This is a genomic window from Xanthomonas sp. NCPPB 3174 (assembly GCF_056725205.1).
The window spans coordinates 2,654,040-2,674,582 of sequence record NZ_CM161517.1 but is presented as its reverse complement, the minus strand read 5'-3'; the positions used below and the strand labels follow the sequence as shown (position 1 = coordinate 2,674,582).

At 67.4% G+C, this 20,543-nt stretch carries 23 protein-coding genes; 17 read left to right on the top strand and 6 right to left on the bottom strand.

Annotated features, from left to right (window positions below; translation table 11 throughout):
• Positions 1-3 precede the first annotated feature (3 nt).
• The 17 genes from hisH to AC1PK7_RS11775 all read left to right on the top strand — a co-directional run bounded on the left by hisH (position 4) and on the right by AC1PK7_RS11775 (position 14,552).
• Complete coding sequence (gene hisH, locus AC1PK7_RS11855) at positions 4-606, top strand: imidazole glycerol phosphate synthase subunit HisH (protein WP_209246616.1); 603 nt, start codon at positions 4-6, stop codon at positions 604-606.
• Positions 603-1,337, top strand: coding sequence for a 1-(5-phosphoribosyl)-5-[(5-phosphoribosylamino)methylideneamino]imidazole-4-carboxamide isomerase (gene hisA, locus AC1PK7_RS11850; protein WP_010340770.1), 735 nt, complete (start codon positions 603-605; stop codon positions 1,335-1,337). Before hisH ends, hisA begins: the two co-directional genes overlap by 4 nt.
• Positions 1,331-2,107 (top strand): imidazole glycerol phosphate synthase subunit HisF, encoded by a 777-nt coding sequence (gene hisF / locus AC1PK7_RS11845; protein ID WP_010340771.1) that lies wholly within the window; start codon positions 1,331-1,333, stop codon positions 2,105-2,107. The genes hisA and hisF overlap by 7 nt, the downstream gene beginning before the upstream one ends.
• Complete coding sequence (gene hisIE, locus AC1PK7_RS11840; protein ID WP_481098262.1) at positions 2,097-2,720, top strand: bifunctional phosphoribosyl-AMP cyclohydrolase/phosphoribosyl-ATP diphosphatase HisIE; 624 nt, start codon at positions 2,097-2,099, stop codon at positions 2,718-2,720. The genes hisF and hisIE overlap by 11 nt, the downstream gene beginning before the upstream one ends.
• Positions 2,721-2,783: 63 nt before the next feature.
• Entirely contained in the window at positions 2,784-2,990 is a 207-nt protein-coding gene (locus tag AC1PK7_RS11835) for a hypothetical protein (protein ID WP_481098261.1), read from the top strand.
• 4 nt (positions 2,991-2,994) lie between these two features.
• Positions 2,995-3,669 (top strand): GrpB family protein, encoded by a 675-nt coding sequence (locus AC1PK7_RS11830; RefSeq protein ID WP_481098260.1) that lies wholly within the window; start codon positions 2,995-2,997, stop codon positions 3,667-3,669.
• Positions 3,670-3,729: 60 nt separating this feature from the next.
• On the top strand, positions 3,730-4,506 hold the full coding sequence (locus AC1PK7_RS11825; RefSeq protein ID WP_481098259.1) for an ABC transporter permease: 777 nt from the start codon (positions 3,730-3,732) through the stop codon (positions 4,504-4,506).
• Between the two features lie 2 nt (positions 4,507-4,508).
• Entirely contained in the window at positions 4,509-5,381 is an 873-nt protein-coding gene (locus AC1PK7_RS11820) for a nucleotidyltransferase family protein (RefSeq protein WP_481098258.1), read from the top strand.
• Between the two features lie 11 nt (positions 5,382-5,392).
• A complete protein-coding gene (locus tag AC1PK7_RS11815; RefSeq protein WP_481098257.1) occupies positions 5,393-6,673 on the top strand; it encodes a hypothetical protein in 1,281 nt (426 codons plus the stop codon).
• 202 nt (positions 6,674-6,875) lie between these two features.
• Positions 6,876-7,424 carry a hypothetical protein gene (locus AC1PK7_RS11810; RefSeq protein ID WP_481098256.1) on the top strand — a complete coding sequence of 183 codons (549 nt, stop codon included), beginning with the start codon at positions 6,876-6,878 and terminating at the stop codon, positions 7,422-7,424.
• Positions 7,421-8,773 carry an AMP-binding protein gene (locus AC1PK7_RS11805; RefSeq protein ID WP_481098255.1) on the top strand — a complete coding sequence of 451 codons (1,353 nt, stop codon included), beginning with the start codon at positions 7,421-7,423 and terminating at the stop codon, positions 8,771-8,773. Before AC1PK7_RS11810 ends, AC1PK7_RS11805 begins: the two co-directional genes overlap by 4 nt.
• A complete protein-coding gene (locus AC1PK7_RS11800) occupies positions 8,766-9,047 on the top strand; it encodes an acyl carrier protein (protein ID WP_010340779.1) in 282 nt (93 codons plus the stop codon). The genes AC1PK7_RS11805 and AC1PK7_RS11800 overlap by 8 nt, the downstream gene beginning before the upstream one ends.
• Entirely contained in the window at positions 9,044-10,393 is a 1,350-nt protein-coding gene (locus tag AC1PK7_RS11795; protein WP_481098254.1) for a coproporphyrinogen-III oxidase family protein, read from the top strand. Before AC1PK7_RS11800 ends, AC1PK7_RS11795 begins: the two co-directional genes overlap by 4 nt.
• Before the next feature lie 5 nt (positions 10,394-10,398).
• Positions 10,399-11,154 carry a hypothetical protein gene (locus AC1PK7_RS11790; RefSeq protein ID WP_481098253.1) on the top strand — a complete coding sequence of 252 codons (756 nt, stop codon included), beginning with the start codon at positions 10,399-10,401 and terminating at the stop codon, positions 11,152-11,154.
• Positions 11,151-11,855 carry an SDR family NAD(P)-dependent oxidoreductase gene (locus AC1PK7_RS11785; protein WP_481098252.1) on the top strand — a complete coding sequence of 235 codons (705 nt, stop codon included), beginning with the start codon at positions 11,151-11,153 and terminating at the stop codon, positions 11,853-11,855. The genes AC1PK7_RS11790 and AC1PK7_RS11785 overlap by 4 nt, the downstream gene beginning before the upstream one ends.
• Positions 11,849-12,697 (top strand): sulfotransferase family protein, encoded by an 849-nt coding sequence (locus AC1PK7_RS11780; RefSeq protein WP_481098251.1) that lies wholly within the window; start codon positions 11,849-11,851, stop codon positions 12,695-12,697. Before AC1PK7_RS11785 ends, AC1PK7_RS11780 begins: the two co-directional genes overlap by 7 nt.
• Before the next feature lie 268 nt (positions 12,698-12,965).
• Complete coding sequence (locus AC1PK7_RS11775) at positions 12,966-14,552, top strand: calcineurin-like phosphoesterase C-terminal domain-containing protein (RefSeq protein ID WP_481098250.1); 1,587 nt, start codon at positions 12,966-12,968, stop codon at positions 14,550-14,552.
• 205 nt (positions 14,553-14,757) lie between these two features.
• Here AC1PK7_RS11775 and AC1PK7_RS11770 read toward each other — a convergent pair whose 3' ends face one another.
• The 6 genes from AC1PK7_RS11770 to AC1PK7_RS11745 form a co-directional block, all read right to left on the bottom strand.
• Complete coding sequence (locus tag AC1PK7_RS11770; protein ID WP_481098249.1) at positions 14,758-15,261, bottom strand: STY0301 family protein; 504 nt, start codon at positions 15,259-15,261, stop codon at positions 14,758-14,760.
• A gap of 260 nt (positions 15,262-15,521) precedes the next feature.
• Positions 15,522-16,640 carry a C13 family peptidase gene (locus AC1PK7_RS11765; protein WP_481098248.1) on the bottom strand — a complete coding sequence of 373 codons (1,119 nt, stop codon included), beginning with the start codon at positions 16,638-16,640 and terminating at the stop codon, positions 15,522-15,524.
• A gap of 8 nt (positions 16,641-16,648) precedes the next feature.
• Positions 16,649-17,347, bottom strand: coding sequence for an acireductone synthase (gene mtnC / locus AC1PK7_RS11760; RefSeq protein ID WP_481098247.1), 699 nt, complete (start codon positions 17,345-17,347; stop codon positions 16,649-16,651).
• Positions 17,348-17,350: 3 nt separating this feature from the next.
• Positions 17,351-17,917 (bottom strand): 1,2-dihydroxy-3-keto-5-methylthiopentene dioxygenase, encoded by a 567-nt coding sequence (locus AC1PK7_RS11755; RefSeq protein WP_420009957.1) that lies wholly within the window; start codon positions 17,915-17,917, stop codon positions 17,351-17,353.
• A 93-nt stretch (positions 17,918-18,010) separates the two neighbouring features.
• Positions 18,011-18,652 carry a methylthioribulose 1-phosphate dehydratase gene (locus AC1PK7_RS11750; RefSeq protein ID WP_017912143.1) on the bottom strand — a complete coding sequence of 214 codons (642 nt, stop codon included), beginning with the start codon at positions 18,650-18,652 and terminating at the stop codon, positions 18,011-18,013.
• Between the two features lie 445 nt (positions 18,653-19,097).
• A complete protein-coding gene (locus tag AC1PK7_RS11745; protein WP_019802501.1) occupies positions 19,098-20,531 on the bottom strand; it encodes an amino acid permease in 1,434 nt (477 codons plus the stop codon).
• Between the last annotated feature and the right edge of the window lie 12 nt (positions 20,532-20,543).

Below are 20,543 nucleotides of genomic sequence, written 5' to 3'. Positions count from 1 at the left end.
GCGATGAGCGATGTCGCCCTGATCGATGCCGGCGGCGCCAACCTCGGTTCGGTGCGCTATGCGCTCGAACGCCTCGGCGTGGAAGCCCGGCTGGTGCGCGACGCCGCCGGATTGCAAGGCGCGGACCGGGTGATATTGCCGGGTGTCGGCGCCGCGCCGCACGCGATGGCGCGGCTGCGCGAGCAAGGCCTGATCGAGCCGTTGCGCGCGCTACAGGTGCCGCTGATCGGCATCTGCCTGGGCATGCAATTGCTGTTCGAGCGCTCGGAGGAGGGCGATGTCGACTGCCTGGGCCTGTTGACCGGCGTGGTCCGGCGCATGCCGCCGGCGCTGGGCATCCGCGTGCCGCACATGGGCTGGAACCGGCTGTTGCCGCTGCGGCCGTCGTCGCTGCTGGCGGGTGTGCCGGACGGTGCCAGCGCCTACTTCGTGCACGGCTATGCCGCACCGGTCACAGGCGACACTGTTGCCGCCTGCGATCATGGCGGCCTGTTCACCGCGGTGGTGCAGCATGGTCGCCGCTGCGGCGCGCAATTCCATCCCGAGCGCTCGGCCGACACCGGCGCGCGCATCCTGCGCAACTTCCTCGAGACCGATTTCCCATGAGCTTCGTCGTCTATCCCGCGCTGGACATCCGCGACGGCCGCGTGGTGCGGCTGGCGCAGGGCGACTACGCCCGCGAGACCCACTACGGCGACGATCCGCTGCGCCGCGCGCAGGCCTTTGCCGAGGCCGGCGCGCAGTGGATGCACCTGGTCGACCTGGACGCGGCCCGCGCCGGCGGCTACACCCTGGCACCGCTGCTGCAGCGGATCCGCAGCGAGACCGGGCTGCAGGTGCAGACCGGCGGCGGCGTGCGCTCGCGTGCCGACGTGCAGCGCCTGCTCGAGGCCGGCGCCAGCCGCGTGGTGATCGGCTCCCTGGCGGTGCGCGATCGCGAATCGGTGCTGGAATGGCTGGCCGAGTTCGGTCCCGAGCGCATTACCGTGGCGCTGGACAGCCGCCAGGACGCGCACGGCGTCTGGCGCCTACCGGTGCACGGCTGGACCGAGACCTCGTCGCTGAGCCTGGATACGCTGGCCGGCGAGTACGCCGCGGCCGGGCTGGTGCATCTGCTGTGCACCGACATCGCCCGCGACGGCATGCTGTCCGGGCCGAACCTGGCGCTGTACGCGCACCTGCGGCAGCTCGCGCCGACGCTGGCGGTGCAGGCCTCCGGCGGCATCCGCGACGCCGCCGACGTGCGCGGCGCGCGCGAGGCCGGCTGCGCCGGCGCGGTGCTCGGCAAGGCCTTGCTGGAAGGGCGGCTGCGCCTGGACGAGGCGCTGGCATGCTGAGCCGGCGCATCATCCCGTGCCTGGACGTGCGCGAAGGGCGCGTGGTCAAGGGCGTCAAGTTCCGCGACCACGTGGACATGGGCGACATCGCCGAACTGGCGTTGCGCTACCGCGACCAGGGCGCCGACGAACTGGTGTTCTACGACATCGGCGCCAGCCCGGAAGGACGCTCGGTGGACTACGCCTGGGTCGAGAAGGTGGCGCGGTTGCTGGATATCCCGTTCTGCGTGGCCGGCGGCATCCGCGACGTCGCCACTGCGCGCGCGGTGCTGCACGCCGGCGCCGACAAGATCTCGATCAATTCGCCGGCACTGGAGCGGCCGGCGCTGATCGCCGAGCTGGCCGAGGCGTTCGGCGTGCAGTGTGTGGTGGTCGGCATCGATTCGATCCGCGAGGACGACGGCCAGTGGCGCGTGCGCCGCTTCACCGGCGACCCCAGCAAGACCCAGGCGCTGCGCGTGCGCACCCTGGACTGGGTGGTGGAGGCGCAGCGCCTGGGCGCCGGCGAGATCGTGCTCAACTGCATGGACAACGACGGCGTGCGCCGCGGCTACGACATCGCGCAATTGCACGAGGTGCGCGCCCTGTGCAAGGTGCCGCTGGTGGCCTCCGGCGGCGCGGGCGAGATGCAGCACTTCGCCGACGTGTTCGAGCGTGCCGACGTCGACGGCGCGCTGGCCGCCAGCGTCTTCCACAGCGGCGCGATCCCCATTCCCGAACTCAAGCGCTTCCTGCGCCAACGACAGATCGAGGTGCGCGATGGCGCATGAACATTCCCACGATGCGGACGCCGCCGACGCGGCGCTGGACTGGGGCAAGGGCGATGGCCTGCTGCCGGTGGTGGTGCAGGATGCCGCCACGTTGCGCGTGCTGATGCTGGGCTATATGAACCAGGAGGCGCTGGCGGCCACGCGCCGCAGCGGCCAGGTCACCTTCTACAGCCGTAGCAAGCAGCGGCTGTGGACCAAGGGCGAAAGCTCCGGCAACGTGCTGGACGTAGTGGCGATCGACACCGATTGCGATCGCGACACCTTGCTGGTGCTGGCGCATCCGCGTGGGCCGACCTGTCACCTCGGCCGCGACAGCTGCTTCCCGCAGGCGCCGGGCCAGTTCCTGGGCGCGCTCGACCGCCTGGTCGCGCAGCGCGAACGCGAGCGGCCGGCCGGCAGCTACACTACGCAGCTGTTCGAGAAAGGCACGCGGCGCATCGCGCAGAAGGTGGGCGAGGAGGGCGTGGAGACCGCGCTGGCCGGCGTCGTCCAGGGCGACGACGAACTGCTCGGCGAATCCGCCGATCTGCTCTACCACCTGACCGTGCTGCTGCGCGCGCGCGGCCTGGGCCTGGCCGACGCGGTGGCGGTGCTGGAAGCGCGGCACCGGTAGTCCAGGCGACGCCGCGTCGGGCGTCGCCCATCTTGTCCACATCGCAGCCGCCTTGCCGGTCTGATGTCGCTTGACAACCCGCATGCCTTTGATAAGCATGCGGACACGCGCGAATGCGCTGCCAAGATGGCAGCAACCACGCGGATGTTCAGGCCACGAACCGCGTTCGCGGCGATCAACTGGCGTGCAATGGAGATGCAATGGGAAGTCGGCTGGATGCATCACGCCTCGCTGCGGGCACTGCGCTTCCTGCGCGGTCCGCCGGTGTAGGCCCATGAGCCCCGACACCCGGGATCTCGGGGGCGCCCTGCAACTGGCGCGCGTCATCAGGCGACTCAAGGCGCAGGTGCAGCCCGGCGAGTTGGGCGCGGAGACGGTCGAACACCTTGTGCGCCGCTACGCGCGCGTGCGCCCGCCGGCGTTGACGCTGGACATGCAGAGCCATTACGACCCAAGCTGGCCGCGCGCATTCGAAGAGGAAAAGGATCGGCTGCTGGACGCGTTCGCCGGAGAGGATGTGCTGGGTGTCGAGCATATCGGCAGCACGGCGATCCCGGACCTGCCGAGCAAAAACATCCTGGACATCGCGATGGCACGCGGTGCATCGCTGTCGGCCGAACGGCAGTCCGGCATATTGTCGGAACTCGGCTATCAGGCATATGGCGAAAGCCCGATCGATGCAGGATTCTCCTGGCATTGGCGCATCGGGCAGGCCGGCGATCGCGCGTTCGTGGTCCATACCTGTGCCGCCGACAATCCCCGATTCACCGACATCCGCAATTTCCGCGATTTCCTGCGTGCATTTCCGCAAGAGCGGCAGCGCTATCTTGAGCTCAAGCAGGCGTTGGCGGCGGTGCCCGGGCAGACCTGGCTGGACTACAGCGTGTTCAAGAAAGTCCTCGTGGTGCGGATCACCGCACGCGCCAATGCGTGGCGCCAGGGGAGCTGACATGCCGGCATCCCTCCTGGAGGAATCCTGGCGTCATCTGCAGATGCGATCCGGTGGGGCATGAAGGCCTCGCACAGCCTGATCGCGCTGCAGGCCCTCGTTCGGCGCGAAATCGCGCACATGTTCCGCATGTGGGTGCAGACGCTGGTTCCGCCGCTGACGATGATGGTGCTGTACGTACTGATCTTCGGCAAGTTGATCGGAACCCGGGTCGGAACCGTCGACGGCGTCAGCTACCTGCACTTCATCGCGCCGGGCCTGGTGATGATGTGCGTCATCAACAACAGCTACGCAAACGCATCGAACGCGTTCTATTTCATCCGTTTCAATCGCGCGATCGAGGAGCTGCTGGTATCGCCCATGCACGACTGGACCATCCTGCTGGGCTATGTGGCCGCGGCGGTGGTGCGCGGCCTGCTCGTCGGTGGGCTGGTGTTGTTGATCGCCTTGCCGATGACCGCGCTGCAGGTCGCGCACCCGTTCATCGTCTTTCTTTCGGCGCTTCTGGCGGCCACGATCTTTTCGCTGGTCGGTGTCATCGTCGCGATCTACGCGAAGAACTTCTACGACACGGCGCATGTGTCCACCTACGTGCTGACCCCGCTGTCCTATCTTGGCGGTGTGTTCTACCCGATCGGCCTGCTGGGCGAGCCCTGGCAGAGCATTGCGCGCAGCAATCCACTGATGCACATGATCAGCGCGTTCCGCTATGGCGTGCTGGGTGCGGACACCGCAGCGAGTGTCGGCACCTCGCTTGTGGTCATGCTGATGTTCATTATAGGCTTGGGCGCTTTCGCGCTGACGTTGCTCGGCAGAGGTGTCGGCGTCAGATCCTGAGCATGGCGGTGAAGCATGCGCAGGACGCAGCGGTGACGATCGGTCGTCAGGACCAGGGAGCTCGCGACATGGACATCGGCGATGCCGCGCTTGCGCCTGGCCTGGTGGAAGCAGCACTCGATCAACCGGTGTATCGGGATGCCCGATACGACGTACGCGTGCGCGATCTTGTCGCCGTGTTAGGCCGTGCCGGCAAGCGTGTCTTCGTTGTCGGAGGTGCGCCACGCGACTGGCTGGCGGGTCTGCCGGGCAAGGACATCGACCTGGCGCTGGAGTGCGGCGTGGACGAGGCGCTGCGCCTGCTGTGCGACGCCTATCCCGATGCGGAGGCTGCGGTGCGCATGCGCAACGACCGCTTCGGCGTGGTGCGCTGGGGCGACCCCGCCTCAGGCGCGGTCGATCTCAACATCCTGCGCAGTTGGCGCGATATCCAGGGCAGCGACATGTGGACGACGACGTTCGTCGCGCGTTCGGATCTGGTCGAAGACGCGCTGATGCGCGATTTCTCGGTCAATGCGTTCTATTACGATTGCGCAAACCACGTGCTGCGCGATCCTCTGCGGTGCGGCATTCAGGATCTGCGCGAAAAATCCCTCCGCATCATCGCCCATCCGCACGTGCTGGCGGCGAGTTACCGGATGACCTTCCGCATTGCCCAGTTCCTCAGTCGCGGCTATTCGCCGACGCCGAACGTGCTCGAGTATCTGGAAAGCCATGCCGATCGCGACATCCAGGGCATGGGCGCGCGCATTCGTCGATGGACACCGGAGCAGCTGCGCGTGGAGCGCGATCAGCAGGCAGCGTTCAAGGGCATCCTCTATGCGCACGCCCGCCAGGCCGCCTCCATCGAGACCTTGGACGCCTTCTTCGGCTGAGGGAGACCTGCATGCACGCATCCATCGCCACGATGCCGGCCCCGTTCCGGCGCGTCTTCCAAGCCGGGATGCGCGACGGCGACGGCCACCTGCTCGGTGGCACCGAAGTGCTGCATCTGGTGCCGCATCGAGGAAAGCTGTTTTCCCTGTTGTCCTATTCCCACAACCGCTACCTGCCAGGCGACCCTCCGGTCGGCGCCCAGGTCGCCATGCTGGATCGGGCCGACGGCGAATGGCGCCAGGTGCACGCCTACGACCGCGACTACTGGCGGGCAACGCTCAGGTCGGTGGCGTTTACCCAGGACGAACGCGGGAGAACGCTCGATGCGCCCGTCTCGCTGCTGCTCGCCGGGCCGTCCAACAACAAGGGCGCCGTGTCTATCGATTGCCTCGACGACGACACAGGGACGTGGGCGCGCACGCACCTGGGGAGCGGGTCGGGCCTGACCGCCGCGCGCAGCTTCTTCGTCCACCGCGACACGGTGACCGGGCAGGAGCGCGTCTTCGTCGGCACCTTGCCGCTCGGCATCTTCAGCGGCAGCTACGATCCGGACGCGCCAGGCAAGATCCGCTGGGACCCACAGGCCGAGCTAAGCGGCTACCGGCGCCGTGCCATGGCCTTCACCGAATGCGATGGGGTCCTGTACTGCAGCATCAGGCCGCACCTCTATCGGCGCATCGACGGCCCTGTGCCGCGATGGGAGAGCGTGCACACGATCGCCGAACCGCTGATCTTTCCGAGCTGCGGATATCGCGGGCTCATGGGCGTGCCGCATCCCTCGGGATCGGGACAGGTGTTGCTGGCGGCGTTGGAAGGCGACCGTTGCCGCATCGTCCGGATCGATCCGCAGGATGACTTCAGGGAGACCCTCGAACTGGATGTCCTCGAGTTTCTGGGCGCGCACTGGGGAAAGCGCCCGGCCTTTGGCGTGGTCGCCTACGACGACTTCACTCCGGTGCGCGATCCCGCCAGCGGACAGACGTTGCTGCTCGCAGGCGTTGGCGCCAGCGACAGTGCCCGCGACGACGTCCATCCGCCCGACGGCTGGGCCCGCGACGCCTGGTATCTGATCCGCGATCCGGACGGGCAACGGCATACGCTCGCGCGGATCGAATCTGCGGATCTGGCGCCGTCCACGCCGCTTTTTGCCGCACGCAGCTTCGCGGCCTCGCCGTTCGAACCAGGAATGCTGTACGTGGGCGGCTACGATCCCAACGCGCAGCCGTGCCGAGACACCGCATGGGTATTTTCCGCATCGGTCGAGACCGTGCTTGCGCCGCGAACGCGGTGAGAACCCGCGCACTGCCGCGCCCGCATCGACGCCATCACTTGTCTACATTTTCGTGTCGCGGATGAAAGGTGCGTTGAATTTCGCAAATTCTTCTGAATATACTCGGGCCACAGAGCCCCTACAGCATAAGGAAATGCACAATTATTGGTTGTGCATCTGACAGCCGTATGGTTGCGGCCGGCAGCATGTTTCAAGGACGGATATGACCTCGCACCTGCTGGCCTCCTGGACCGCCTTTCCGGACGCGCCCCCTGCGGACGCGTATGCAGATGGAGTGTGGGCCGACGCGGTCCCTTCGCAACGGCTCAACGATTATCTGGCCTTGCGCGGCTCCACCACCTTCTTTCTGGAGGCGCTCGCCGGATCGCCCGTCGAGGTCCAGGTCCTCGATCAGCATATCGAAGCGCGGGCGAACGAAGGCGAGCTCCTGCGCCGCCGTTCGCGTCTTTACGTGCGCGATCCACGCAACATCCTCCTGGTCGCCGAGTCGTCGATCCGCCTGTCCTGCGTCGACGCGCAGCAGCGGCAGAAGCTGCTCGACGGCAGCGTGGGAATCGGCAAGCTGTTCGATCCGCACGATCGTGGTCTCCTCGAAAAGACCGACCTGGAGACGCTGGCCGTGCCCGCACCTCGCAGTCTCCGCACCGCATCGACCTGGGCGCTCTCGCGGCGCTACGCGATGAAACTCAACGGCGTCGACTGCGTCGAGGTCAGCGAAATCCTCAACAACGAATCGCTGGAGCGCGCATGATGACGCCGATCGAGCGCGCCGACGCGCCTGCGCACGACTGGCGCGGCATGCTCGCCGCCAGCGGCAGCGTGGTGCACCTGAATGGAGCGCGGGCGACGCTGCAGGACCTGCTGCACAGCGGGCGCGAGCGCTGGAAGGCCAAGCGCGGGTACACGCGGGCGGCGCTGCTGGGCGTTGGCGATCTGGAGATGCTGTCGCAACTGCTGGCCGCCATTGTCGATGGGCATGCGCTGCTGCTGTGTGCAGGCAACGCGGCGCCACCGCCGCTGTACGATGTGCATGTCGGTGCGTCGGTCGAAGGTGGCGCTGCGCCGTCGCCGCTGCAGATCGTCCCTCCACCGGCAGGGCATGCACAGTGGCCCGCGGGCTTGGCGGTGCTGTCCTCGGGCACGGTGGGGGCGCCCAAGGTGATCTGGCACGCATACGACGATCTGCTGGCGACCAGCGCCATGGTGCTGCGCCGGTTGCAACTCGGCGCCGACGATCGGGTATTGATCACCGTTCCCCTGCATCACATGTATGGTCTCGGCGCGGCGCTGCTGCCGGCATTGCTGGCCGGCGCACAGATCCATCTGCTGCCCAAGGCCAATCTGCTGGGCTTCAACGATGCGCTGCGCGCCGCAAGGCCGACCTGGGTCTTTTCCACCCCGCATCTGTTGCGCATGCTGCTGCAGCGCAAGAACGCCCCGGTCGTCGGCTGTCGCGGCCTGGTGCTTGCCGGCGACGCGACGCCGCCGGTACTGCACGCGCAGGCGCAGCAGGTCTTCCATCGCGTTTTCGACCTCTACGGAAGTTCCGAACTGGGTGTGGTCGCGATTTCCGCGCCCAATGCGCCCGGGGCGTTGCGTCCGCTCGAGGGCGTGTCCGCCTGCATCGCAGACGCCAGCGCCGGACAGGGCAATCTCCTGGTGACCCATCCGCACGCTGCCACGCATCTGGCCCATCAAGGCGAACTGACGGCGTTTCCCGCCGTCTGGGACACGCGCGACATCGCGGCCTTCGATGACAGTGGCGGCTTCTGCATCCGCGGCCGCGCCGATCTCAGCCTGAACCGCGCGGGCAAGCTGCTGATCCTGGCCGATCTGGAGAGCACCATGATGGCGTGGCCCGACGTCGCGCAGGCCGTGGCGATCGTGCTCGACGAAGACACCACGGCGGGCAAGGCGATCGCGGCCGTGGTCAAGCCTGCCAACCCCACGCTGACCGTCGACGTGCTCAAGCAGCATGCGTCGATCACGCTGCCGGCCTTCGCCAGGCCGGATCACTACACGCTCGTTTCGGATCTGCCTTGTCTGGGCAGCGGAAAGCCCGACCGGAAGACCATCATCAAGGACTACTGCCATGGATAAGCCCCAGATCGTCGATACCTTGAAGCGGCTGATCGCCGAGGACCTGGATCTCAATGTGCGCTACGAGCAGATCCCGGATGGGGCGTCGTTCCTGGAAGACGGGCTTGCGCTGGATTCGATCAGCATGGCGGAGTTCATCAACCATCTGGAGCGCCGCTTCCCGATCCGCATCCTGGACGAAGATCTGGAGTCGGACACGTTCAGGTCGCTGGACAGCGTGGCCTCGCTCGTGCTCATGCGCCTGCCGGCGCGCACGGCCGAGGCGGCGCAATGACCGAGCTCACGATCGCGCTGGTCGACGACGCGCGTGGTCCGCCCCTGTCGCTGCCGCCGGACTATCGCAACGAACTGCCCAACCGCGATGGCTTTGTGGTGGCGTGGCCGCCTCAGCGCTACTGGAAGTCGGCCGGCGACGCCGATCTCCTGGCCGAACAGCCGCTGCATCTGTACTTCCATATTCCGTTCTGCCTGCAGCGCTGTCGCTACTGCTTCTTCAAGATCGAGATCCTGTCCGACTCCTCGCACGCGGTCCGCGAGCGCTATGTCGATGCGCTGTGCCGCGAGATCGAACTGGTCGCCGATGCGCACAGGTTGCGCGGACGCACGGTGAAGTCGATCTACTTCGGCGGCGGCACGCCGAGCGTGATCCAGCCCGAGCAGTTGCGCCGCATCAAGCGCAAGATCGAGGAGTGCTTCGTGCTCGATGCGCCGGAGTTCGTCTTCGAGATCGAGCCGATCACGTTGAACAACCGCATGATCGATGGGTTGGCGGACCTGGGCGTCAACCGGATCAGCTTCGGCATCCAGTCCTTCGACGACCGCGTGGTCGCCCTGACCGGTCGCCACGATACCGACGAGAAGAACTCGCGGGCGATCGAGCGTGCGCTGAAGACCGGTGCCGTGGTCAATGTGGACCTGCTGTCCGGGCTCGAAGGCGAGGTGATGGGCAGCTGGCAGCATTCGATCAACCGCGCCATCTCCCTCGGCGTGCATGCGGTCACCGTCTACAAGATGGAGTTGTACTCCAACGCGCACTACATGAACGACGTCCGCCAGGGCACGCTCACGCTGCCCGGTCCGGACCAGGAAATGGCGTTTGCGCGCTGGGGACTTTCGCGGCTGCGCGAGGCGGGCTATCTGCCGTCCACCTATTTCACCTTCACCCGCGAAGGGAAGTATCCGCAACGGCACATCATCAGCCGCTGGCGCGGCGAAGACCTATATGGCTTCGGCGCATCGGCGTTCGGCACCGTGGGTGGCCGCAGCCGGCAGAACGTCACCGAGATCGATTCCTATCTGGACCGCGTCGAGCGCGGTGCGATCCCGACGCAGCGGGTGCTGGAGATCAGCAGCGCCGACCAGATGCTGCGCGACCTGGTGATGGGGTTGAAGACGACCGCGATCGATCTCGACGCCTACCGCGACAGGCACGGCGTGCAGCTGGACACGACGCTCGCCGAGGACCTTGCGCACCTGCAGCGGCAGGGCCTGGTCACGCTCGAGGACGAGCGGCTGCGCCTGACCGACGAAGGCATTCTCTACGGCGACTACTGCGGCCGTTATCTGGGCGCCGGACTGCGCCGCAAGCTCACCGGAAAGGCCGGGCCGCTGAGAGCCTGACCACGATGCTGATCACGCCGGATTTCGTTTTCATCCATATGCCCAAGACGGGCGGAACGTTCATCACCGAGATGCTGCGACGTGCGTACGGCCCGCGGGCCGTCGAGATCGGGCGCAAGCACGGTACCTGCGACGAGATCCCGGATGCGGACCGGGGCAAGCCGATCCTCTCGGTCATGCGCTCGCCGTTCGACCGCTACGTCTCGCAGTACCACTATGGCTGGTGGAAGACCCATCCGCAGGAATACTGCGATCCTGCGCGGATCCAGCAGGAGTTCCCGGCGTATCCCCAGGTCGGTTTCGGGGAGTTCGTCGCGATCGCCAATCGTTTCTTCGTCAATGTGCATCGCGGCATGCCCAGCGGCTACGACACGCCGAAGCTGCCGGCCGAACGTGCGATCGGATGGCATACCGAGCAATTCATCCGCTTCTTCTGCCGGGACCCGAAGCGCGTGTTCGCCGGCATCGTCGACCAGGACCTGGACCGGGGCCATCTGCGGGCGCATGAGTATCCGGTGGAGTTCCTGCGCACCGAGACGCTCAACGACGACCTCGCCGATTATCTCGAACGGCTGGGTGCGGATGCGGCCCTGTCCAGGTGCGTCCGACAGCACGACCGGATCATGCCGGATCAGGCCCACGAAGCGCGGGCGCGCCCGCACGCACGCGATTACTTCGACGATCGCTTGCGCGATTTCGTCGCGCGCAAGGAGGCGTTCCTGTTCAATCGCTTTCCGGAATACCGGGCAGGTGTGCAATGACGCAGACGCGCAGCGGCGATCGCGTCGCCCTCATCAGTGGCGGCAATCGCGGGATCGGGCTGGCAACGTGCGAAGGCCTCGCCGAGCGTGGCATGCAGGTGTACATGGGGTGCCGGAATCTGGCCGATGGCATGGCCGTGGTCGAGCGCCGCCAGCTGAGCGGGGTGACGCCGATCCAGCTGGACGTCTGTTCCGAAGCGTCGATGGTTGCGGCGGTCGACGTCATTGCAAAAGCCCATGGGCATGTCGACGTGCTCGTGAACAATGCCGGCGTCTCCGTCGGCGTGCGCGATACGCCCAGTACGGAAGCCGAGGCGCAGGCGCGGGCGACGTTCGACGTCAACTTCTTCGGCCCGTGGCGGCTGATCCAGTTGGTCCTGCCCCTGATGCAGTTGCGGCCGCAGGCGCAGATCATCAATGTCTCCAGTGGGCACGGCAGTTCGACCAAGATCGAAGGCAACAACCTGGCGTACCGCAGCTCGAAGTCGGCATTGAATGTGCTGACCCAGGCGCTGGCCATGGAGCTCGCCGACCGCGGCATCCGCGTCAATTGCATGACCCCGGGCTGGGTCAGGACCAAGCTCGGCGGCATCGCCGCGCCGCGCTCGCCGGAGCAGGGGGCCGAGACCATCCTGTGGCTGGCCGATGGCGGCGGCGAGACCGGCAAGTTCTACAAGGACAAGGCGGTTTTCCCGTGGTGAAGGCGCCCAACCTGTTCGTCATCGGTGCGCCGAGGTGCGGTACCACCTCGTTGTTCGCCGCGCTCAAGCAGCATCCGGACGTCTACGCGACCGTGCTGAAGGAACCGCACTTCTACGCCGCGGACCTGCCCGCACAGCCGCACACCGTCTCCGATCCCGCGGACTACCAGCGGCTGTTCGCTGCTGCGGGCGACCAGCGCTATCGCGCCGAAGCGTCGGTCTGGTACTTCTACAGCCATGAGGCGCCGGCACGGATCGCCAGAGCGCATCCGGACGCGCGGATCGTGCTGCTGCTGCGAAGCCCGGCCGACATGCTGCTCAGCCTGTATGCGCTGTATCTGCGGACGGGCAACGAAGCTGACACGAATCCCGAGGCAGCCGTGTTCCGCACGAGCGAAGCACGTTTCGCGAACACGTATTTCCCTTTCGGGCTGCACTACCTCAACCTGCTGGACGTCACCGGGCCACTGTCGCGCTGGCGCAGCTTCTTTCCCAGGGAGCGGTTGCGGGTGCTGACCTACGAGGACATGTACGCGTCGCCGCAGGCGGGGTTTCGCGATCTTTGCGGCTGGCTGGGCATCGACCAGGAAGCGCCGGTGAGCTTCGATGCCCGGCAGGCACGCGAGGCGGTGCGTCGCATGGCAACGAAGCAACTGCGCGATCTGCCCGACCATCTCCGCCGGAAGCTGAATCCCGCTGCGTCCCGATTGCACGCCGGCAAGGCGGACGTTGCGATCCCTGCTGCGCTGCGCACACGTCTGCGCCACCATGCGCAGGAACGCAACGCCGGCTTCGCGCTGGCAGCGGACAGGCCATGGCCTGACGCGTGGCGAGCTGCCTGACGGTGTCGCCGGGAACATGATCGCCCGCGTAGCCGGTCAGGGCAGGGCAGCATGTCTTCGGGTGGACGCCTGAGCGGACCGCGGGCGTCCCACCGCCTTGAGCGCCGGGCTGCGGCTCCGTTGATCGCCTGCGTTCGCCCAACAGTTGGGCGTGGCTGTGCAGGACGTCGTCGGCCCGCTGGCTGTGCGCCGAATCGCCCGGTCGCGGTCACCGTCGTTCCGTGATCAGTGGCTACAATGGCGGTTTGGCTTGCTCCCAGGATTGACCATGTTGCTGCGTGCCGTCGTGCTCACCTGCCTGTTGACCGTCGCGCTTCCCGTGCTGGCGCAGCCGGCGACGATCAGCGGCAGCGTCTACCAGGAGCGCGATGGCCATGCTGGACGTGGCGATGGCGAGCCCGGCATCGCCGGCGTACAGGTCTCCGATGGCGTGCACATCGTGCGCACTGATGCGCAGGGGCGCTACTCCCTGCAAGTGGAGCCGGGACGCACGGTCTTCGTGATCAAGCCCGACGGCTACACCTTCGCCAGCGCAGGCAACGGTCTGCCTGCCTATTGGCGCCACTACGCGCCCGCCGGCTCGCCCAGGCTCAAGTATCCGGGGATCGCGCCGACGACCGGCGCCACCGAGCACTGGGATTTCGCGCTGCGCGCGCAGCCCAAGGCCGACAGCACCGAGGTGCTGGTCTTCGCCGACAGCCAGACCGCCTCGATGACCGACGTCGGCTACTACGCCCGCGCGATCGTCGCCCCGCTGGTCGGCAAGACCCAGGCGCGCCTGGGCACCACGCTGGGCGACCTGGTCAGCGACGACTTGTCGCTGTTTCCCGCGCTGAACGCCGAAACCGTCAAGCTGGGCGTGCCGTGGTTCCACGTGCCCGGCAACCACGACCTGAATTTCGACGCGGCCGACGACCTGGGGTCGTTGGCCAGCTGGCGCGCAATCTACGGTCCGGATACCTACGCGGTGGAGGATGGGGGCGCCAGCTTCGTGTTCCTCGACGACGTGATCTATCAGCCGCAGCGCCAGCCCGACTACATCGGCGGCTTGCGCGAGGATCAGTTCGCGTTCCTGCAGACCTACCTGGCGAGCGTTCCCAAGGATCGGCTGCTGGTGCTGGGGATGCATATCCACCTGTTCGACGCGGTCCCCGGCAAGGAGTCCTTCCGCCATGCCGACCGTGCGCGGCTGTTCGCGCTGCTGAAGGACTTCCCGCACGTGCTGGTGCTCACCGCGCACAGCCATACCCAGCGACACATGTACTACACCGCCACCGACGGCTGGCAGGGCGCGAGCCCGCTGCACGAGTACAACGTCGGCGCCGCTTGTGGCGCCTATTGGTCCGGCGTCAAGGGCGCCGATGGCGTGCCGGTGACGACGATGTCCGACGGCACGCCCAATGGCTATGCCGTGCTGACCGTGAAGCGCGGCGGCGACTATGCGCTCGCCTATCACGCCGCGCGCGCCGCCGGCGATCCGCAGCTGCAGTTGCATGCGCCCAAGGTGCTGCGCCGCGGTGCCTACCCGGCGTGGGGGGTGTACGCGAACGTGTTCATGGGCGAGGACGACACGCGTGTGGAGTACCGTCTCGATGGCGGCCCCTGGAAGCCGATGCGGCACGTCCGGCAGCCGGATCCGGACCTGCTCGCGGAGAACGCGCGCGACGATGCCGCCGACGCGTTGCGTGGTTACGATCGTTCGCCGGAAGCCACGCCGTCGGAACACCTGTGGCGCGGCGTCCTGCCTACCGACCTGAGCGTTGGCGCCCACCAGATCGAGGTCCGCGCCTTCGATCGCTGGCGCGGCGAGCAGCGCGCCAGCACCAGCTACCGGTTGCAGGACGCGTCGCCCTGAATCGCCACGGTTACGACGCTGGCGTCGTGTCCCGGTGACGCCAGTTCAGTCGCGATCTAGATTCTTGGCACGCCGGACCCGGCAAACGCCAGCCCATTCGCCAATGCAAGCGCCGATCGGCGCATCGGCTTCATCGCCAACGACAACAGCCGGTGCTACTTCGTCCAGCGCCCGCATGTGCTGGGCCCGATCGCTGTGCCAACTTTCATTTGCAGGTTACGCGAAGAACATTCCTTGCATTGATTGAATAGCGGCATTGCTCCACACGGTTCGCCAGCTTTACATCCCGCGTTTGCTTGTCCGCGTATTTGCAGCGCATGGTAACGAAGCGGCCCTCGTCGTAGATGTAGCCGAGAACCCAATGGCCGTCTCGTTCCTTCGCTATGTCGGGTTCAAGCATTGCGAGATCCTGTGGTTCTCCATCGAATGCATCGATGGAGCGAAGTGGCTGATTCTGTCGAATGGGGCAGACTGAAGGCGCGGCGAGCGCACTCCTCCAGCCAAATAGGCAAAGGAGAAGCGCGGCAAGTTGCTTGCTCAATGACATGGAAGTTGTTTCCATCTGCGCCTCTTCGGCCGGGCCTTCGCCTGTGTAGCCTTGATCGAGAAAGTCGGTTTCACCGCCTGCCGAGTCTGGTGTGGACCGCCGCTGCGGCGCGGCCCGGTGCACTGCCGGTGTGGCATCGGCATGAAACAAAAAAACCTCCATGAAGGAGGCCGATGAAACGAGAGGATCCTGGCTGGCGAGCGAAGGCTGGCGGGCGGGCGGATCGGTGCGCAGCTGGCTGGCGAAAGGCTGGCGGGCTTGCTGCGGGGCGCAGTGTAGCGGCCGCGCGCGATCGTCGGTCGAACGCGAATCACTCTCATCTATGGGATCGCTGCGGACTCCTGCTCCAGGCCCCGTGCGGGCCCAGCGCTGGAGCGCCCCCGACGGGGTTGTACGTGCGCTGCTCGACGGAGCAGGGCGGCTCACTGCGTGGGAGCGGCAGTCGATGGCGGTCGCGCCTGTCTGGCGGGCGTCGAGGGAGCAGTGGCTTGCGTGGTCCCAGGCGCGTGGTCCGGTTCGGCATCGGCCGCAGTCGCTGCGTCGTCCGCATCGGGTTCCGGATACGGATAGGGCGGTGCGGCGGCGTTCGGCAACTGCGCGCGCCAGTGCTGCAGCCATGTGCCGATGCGCGCACCCACGTACAGCTGCGGATACGACGGCGCTTCGCCTTCGGTCTGTTCGCGTGCGCTGATCTCGGCGCTGGCCAGGCTGTAGCTTTCGATCATGTCGGTGGTGCGCGCCAGTGCGTCGATCAGCCAGGCACGGCCGAAATAGGTGGCGCTGGCGGTGTTGCCGCAGCCGAACGAGGGCCGGTCGCGGCGTGCGGCGGTGATCACCAGGGTGTCGGCGGTCTTCAGCGCCGGCACGAAGCCGCCGGAGTAGCAGGCCGAGATCACGATGATGCGGTTGCGGATGCCGGCGTCGTCGAGCAGGCGGCGCAGTTCCTGCGGTGTGATGGTGTCGTACTCGGCATCCTCGCCGGGGCCGAACTGCAGGTACAGCTCGTGCTTGTCGGTGCCGTGGCTGGTCAGGAACAGCAGCAGCGCATCCTCGCGCGGATCCATCAGCTTGCCGACGCGGTCCAGCGTATCGGCCAGGTTGTCGTAGGACGCCTGCGGCGCGTAGGCGTGCGCGCCCAGGTTGTCGCCGTGGTTGATCAGGGTGGCGATGCGGCCAGCGGCGCCGAAGCGCTGCGTGAACATCTGCCGCAGGTACAGCACTTCGTTGCGGAACACGTCCTCGCTGGCGTCGCCGGCGAAGCCGACCACGTACAGGTCGGGAATGCCTGGGCGCTGCGCCTGCAGCGATCCCAGCGCCTGGCGCAGTTGCGCCTGGTCGACCGGATCCGGTGCCGCCTCGTCCTGCGCCGCCTCGTCCTGCGCGGTGTCGGCCGCGCCGGCCGGCATGGCGCCGGCATCGGAATGGCAGGCGGGCAGGGCCAGCGCCAGCAGCGCGGCCGGCAGCAAGCGGCGTCGCAGCACGGCGAGCGGGCACTGCCACGCCGCCAGGATGGCCACCAGGGCAGCGACAGGCCGGCGCATGCGTGTTCTCAGAAGCCCAGGTCGGCGAAGCTCTCCGCGCGGCGGTGGCCGTTGCAGGCCTCGCCCTGGCGCGGTTGCGGGTAATCGTCGCGGCGGTCGATCAGCACCGTGTCCAAGCCGGCCGCGCGGGCCGCATCCAGTTCGGCGACCACGTCGGACAGGAACACGATCTGCGCCGGCGCCACGCCGATCGCCTCGGCGATGCGCGCGTAGCTGGGCTGCTCGCGCTTGCCGCCGATCTCGGTATCGAACCAGCCGGAGAACAGCCCGCGCAGGTCGCCCGCGTCGCTGTGGCCGAAGAACAGCTTCTGCGCCGGCACCGAGCCGGACGAGTACACGTACAGCGCGCGGCCCTGCTCATGCCAGCGGCGCAGCGCCGGCGCGGCATCGGGATAGATGTGCGCGGTGAAGTCGGCATCGCGGTAGCCGGCTTCCCAGATCATGCCCTGCAGTGCCTTCAGCGCGGTGTGCTTGCGGTCCTGGTCGATCCAGCCCTGCAGGGTCTCCACGATCACCGCATCGGTGCAGATGCCGCCGCATTCGCTGGCGACCGCGTCCAGCCACTGCCGCACCTGCGGTTGCTGGCCGTGCTCGCGCACGAAGCCGGGCAGGGCGCGGCGCGCATACGGGAACAGCACGTCCTTGACGAAGGAGATGCTGCTGGTGGTGCCTTCGATGTCGGTGAGAACGACGCGCGGATCGGTCATCGCTCAGTGCGCCTCGCCGCGCAGCTTCGCCTCGTAGCGCGGGAAGCGCTGGGCGATGTCGGTGCCGGTGAAGTGGCCGACCCAGCCGTCCGGCTCGGTGAAGAAGCGGATCGCGACGAAGCGCGGCTCCGGGCCCATGTCGAACCAATGGTGGGTGCCGTCGGGCACGGCGATCAGGTCGTTCTGCACGCACTCGATCTCGTAGACCTTGCCGTCCACGTGCAGGGTGAACAGGCCGGAACCGGCGACGAAGAAGCGCACCTCGTCTTCCTTGTGGAAGTGCTCGTCGAGGAACTTCTTGCGCATCTCCTCGCGCTGCGGGTTGTCGGGGGCGATGCTGACCACGTCCACGGTCTTGAAGCCGTTGGCGGCGACCAGGCGGTCGATGTCGGCCTTGTAGGCGGCCATCACCGCTTCCGGCGAGGCGCCGGCCTCGATCGGCTGGTTGGCCTGCCAGCGCTCGAAGGTGACGCCGATCTTGCGCAGTTCGGCGGCGATCGCGTCGCCATCGCGGCTGTCGAACAGCGGCGCGTCGGGAGTGGTGTCGGCGAAGATGCGGAGTCGGCTCATGGCGGCGGGCGAAAGCGGCAGGGGGACGAAAAGGGTAGCAGGTGCGCGGCCGGCGGCCGTTGCGGCGCTGGAACGCTGTCGCGCCGCGGCGGCTCAGCCGGCGGCGCGCAGCTTGCGCAGCTCCAGCTCGCAGTGCAGCAGGAACTCGAAGGCCTCCAGGTGGCGGCGCGCCTCGGCCATGTCGCGGCCCCAGGCGTACAGGCCGTGGCCATCGATGAGGTAGCCCCACAGCGGCGTGCGATCGAGCAGGGCGTCGACCTGCGCCGCCAGCACGGTCATGTCCTGGGTATTGGCGAACACCGGCAGGTCCACGGCGGTCTCGTGGGTCTGGTTGCCATGCAGCGCCTTCAGCAGCTCGTAGCCTTCCAGGCGGATATGGCCCTGCGGCGCATACAGGCGCGAGGCGATGGTCTGCACCGGCGAATGCGTATGCAGGATGCAGCCGACCTCGGGGAAGCGCCGGTACAGCTGGGTGTGCAGCAGGGTCTCGGCGGACGGGCGCAGCGGACGGCCGACGGCCTGGCCGTCGAAGTCCACCACCATGATGTCGTCCTCGACCAGCCGCCCCTTATCGCGGCCGGAGACGGTAATCGCCGCATGGCGATCGTCCAGCCGGTGCGAGAAGTTGCTGCTGGTGGCAGGCGTCCAGCCGGCCTGCGAGAGCTCGCGGATGTTGTCGATCAGCAGGTGCGCCAGCGTGCGCAGGCGCTCGGAATCGTAGGGCAATGCGTTCATGCGCGTAGTGTAGGGCTTGGGGGTTGGATTGGGATGACAGGTGGCTGGATCCAACCGCATCTCCTCATGCCGTAGCCTCACGCCCACCTGTCTCCAGACGTGTCACGAGCGGTCGGACCCTCACCCCAACCCCTCTCCCGGAGGGAGAGGGGCTTGGCTTCTCCCTTCTCCCGTCGGGAGAAGGTGCCCCGCAGGGGCGGATGAGGGTCCGGGCGAAGCCACGTGTTGCCAGATGGGTGCAGCGCTGCGCACTCCGGACCCTCACCCCAACCCCTCTCCCGGAGGGAGAGGGGCTTGGCTTCTCCCTTCTCCCGTCGGGAGAAGGTGCCCCGCAGGGGCGGATGAGGGTCCGGGCGCAGCCTCGTGTTGCCAGATGGGTGCAGCGCTGCGCACTCCGGACCCTCACCCCAACCCCCTCTCCCGGAGGGAGAGGGGCTTATGGCGCTCAGCCTTGGCTGCCGCGCAGGCGGCTGTGGCGGTAGCCGTAGCCGAAGTAGATCGCCAGGCCGATCACCGTCCAGCCGGCCATCAGCATCCAGTTGTGCGCGGTCATCGCCGACAGCAGCGCCAGGCAGCTGAGCACGCCGGCGATGCAGATCGGCCAGGCGAACGGGATGCGGAACGGCCGCGGCAGGTCCGGCTGGGTGCGGCGCAGGATCAGCACGCCGGCGCAGACCGCGGCGAAGGCGATCAGGGTGCCCATCGAGGTCAGTTCGCCGAGCACGTCCAGCGGGAACAGCGCCGCCAGCAGGGCGATGCCGATGCCGGTGATCACCGTGTTGACGTGCGGGGTGCGGTAGGTCGGGTGGATCTTGGTGAACACCGGCGGCAGCAGGCCGTCGCGGGCGATGATCATGAAGATGCGCGGCTGGCCGATGATCATCACCAGCACCACCGACGACAGGCCGATCAGCGCGCCGACCTCCACCACCACACGCAGCCAGCCCAGTTGCGGATGCGCCGCGACCGCGGTCACCACCGGCTCGTCGGTGCCCAGTTGCGCGAACGGCACCAGCCCGGTCATCACCGCGGCCATGGCGATGTACAGCACGGTGCAGATCACCAGCGACAGGATCATGCCGATCGGCAGGTCGCGCTGCGGCCGGTGCGATTCCTGCGCCGCCACCGACACCGCCTCGAAGCCGATGTAGGCGAAGAACACCATCGCCGCGCCACGCAGCACGCCGTCCATGCCGTACTTGCCCGGGCCTTCGTTGGCGGGGATGAACGGGTGCCAGTTGGCCGGGTCCACGTATTTCCAGCCGGCGGCGATGACCAGCACGATCAGGCCGCTCTTCAGCACCACCATCGCCATGTTCATCGCCGAGGACTTGCGGATGCCGACGTAGCACAGCCAGGTCAGCAGCAGCACGATGCCGGCCGCGGGCAGGTTGGCGATCGCGCCGGTGGGCTGCAGCTTGCCGTCCAGCGGTGCGTTGACCAGGGCCGCCGGCAGATGGATGTCGAAGTGGTCGAGCAGGCTGAGGAAATAGCCGGTCCAGCTCACCGCCACCGCCGAGGCCGACACGCCGTATTCCAGCACCAGCATCCAGCCGATGAACCAGGCGGCCAGTTCGCCGAAGGTGGCGTAGGTATAGGTGTAGGCGCTGCCGGAGACCGGCACCATCGCCGCGAACTCGGCGTAGGCCAGCGCGCAGAACGCGCAGCACACCGCCGCCAGCACGAACGAGAGCATGATCGCCGGCCCAGCATGGTTGGCCGCGGCCTGCCCGGTGATGACGAAGATGCCGCCGCCGATCACCGCGCCGATGCCCAGCGCGGTCAGGCCCCAGGGGCCGAGCGCGCGTTGCAGGCCCAGCCCGCCGGCGTCCTCGTGGCTGGCATGGGGGTGTTTGGTGGCCAAGAGTTGTTTGAGCATGGAGCGGTTCCA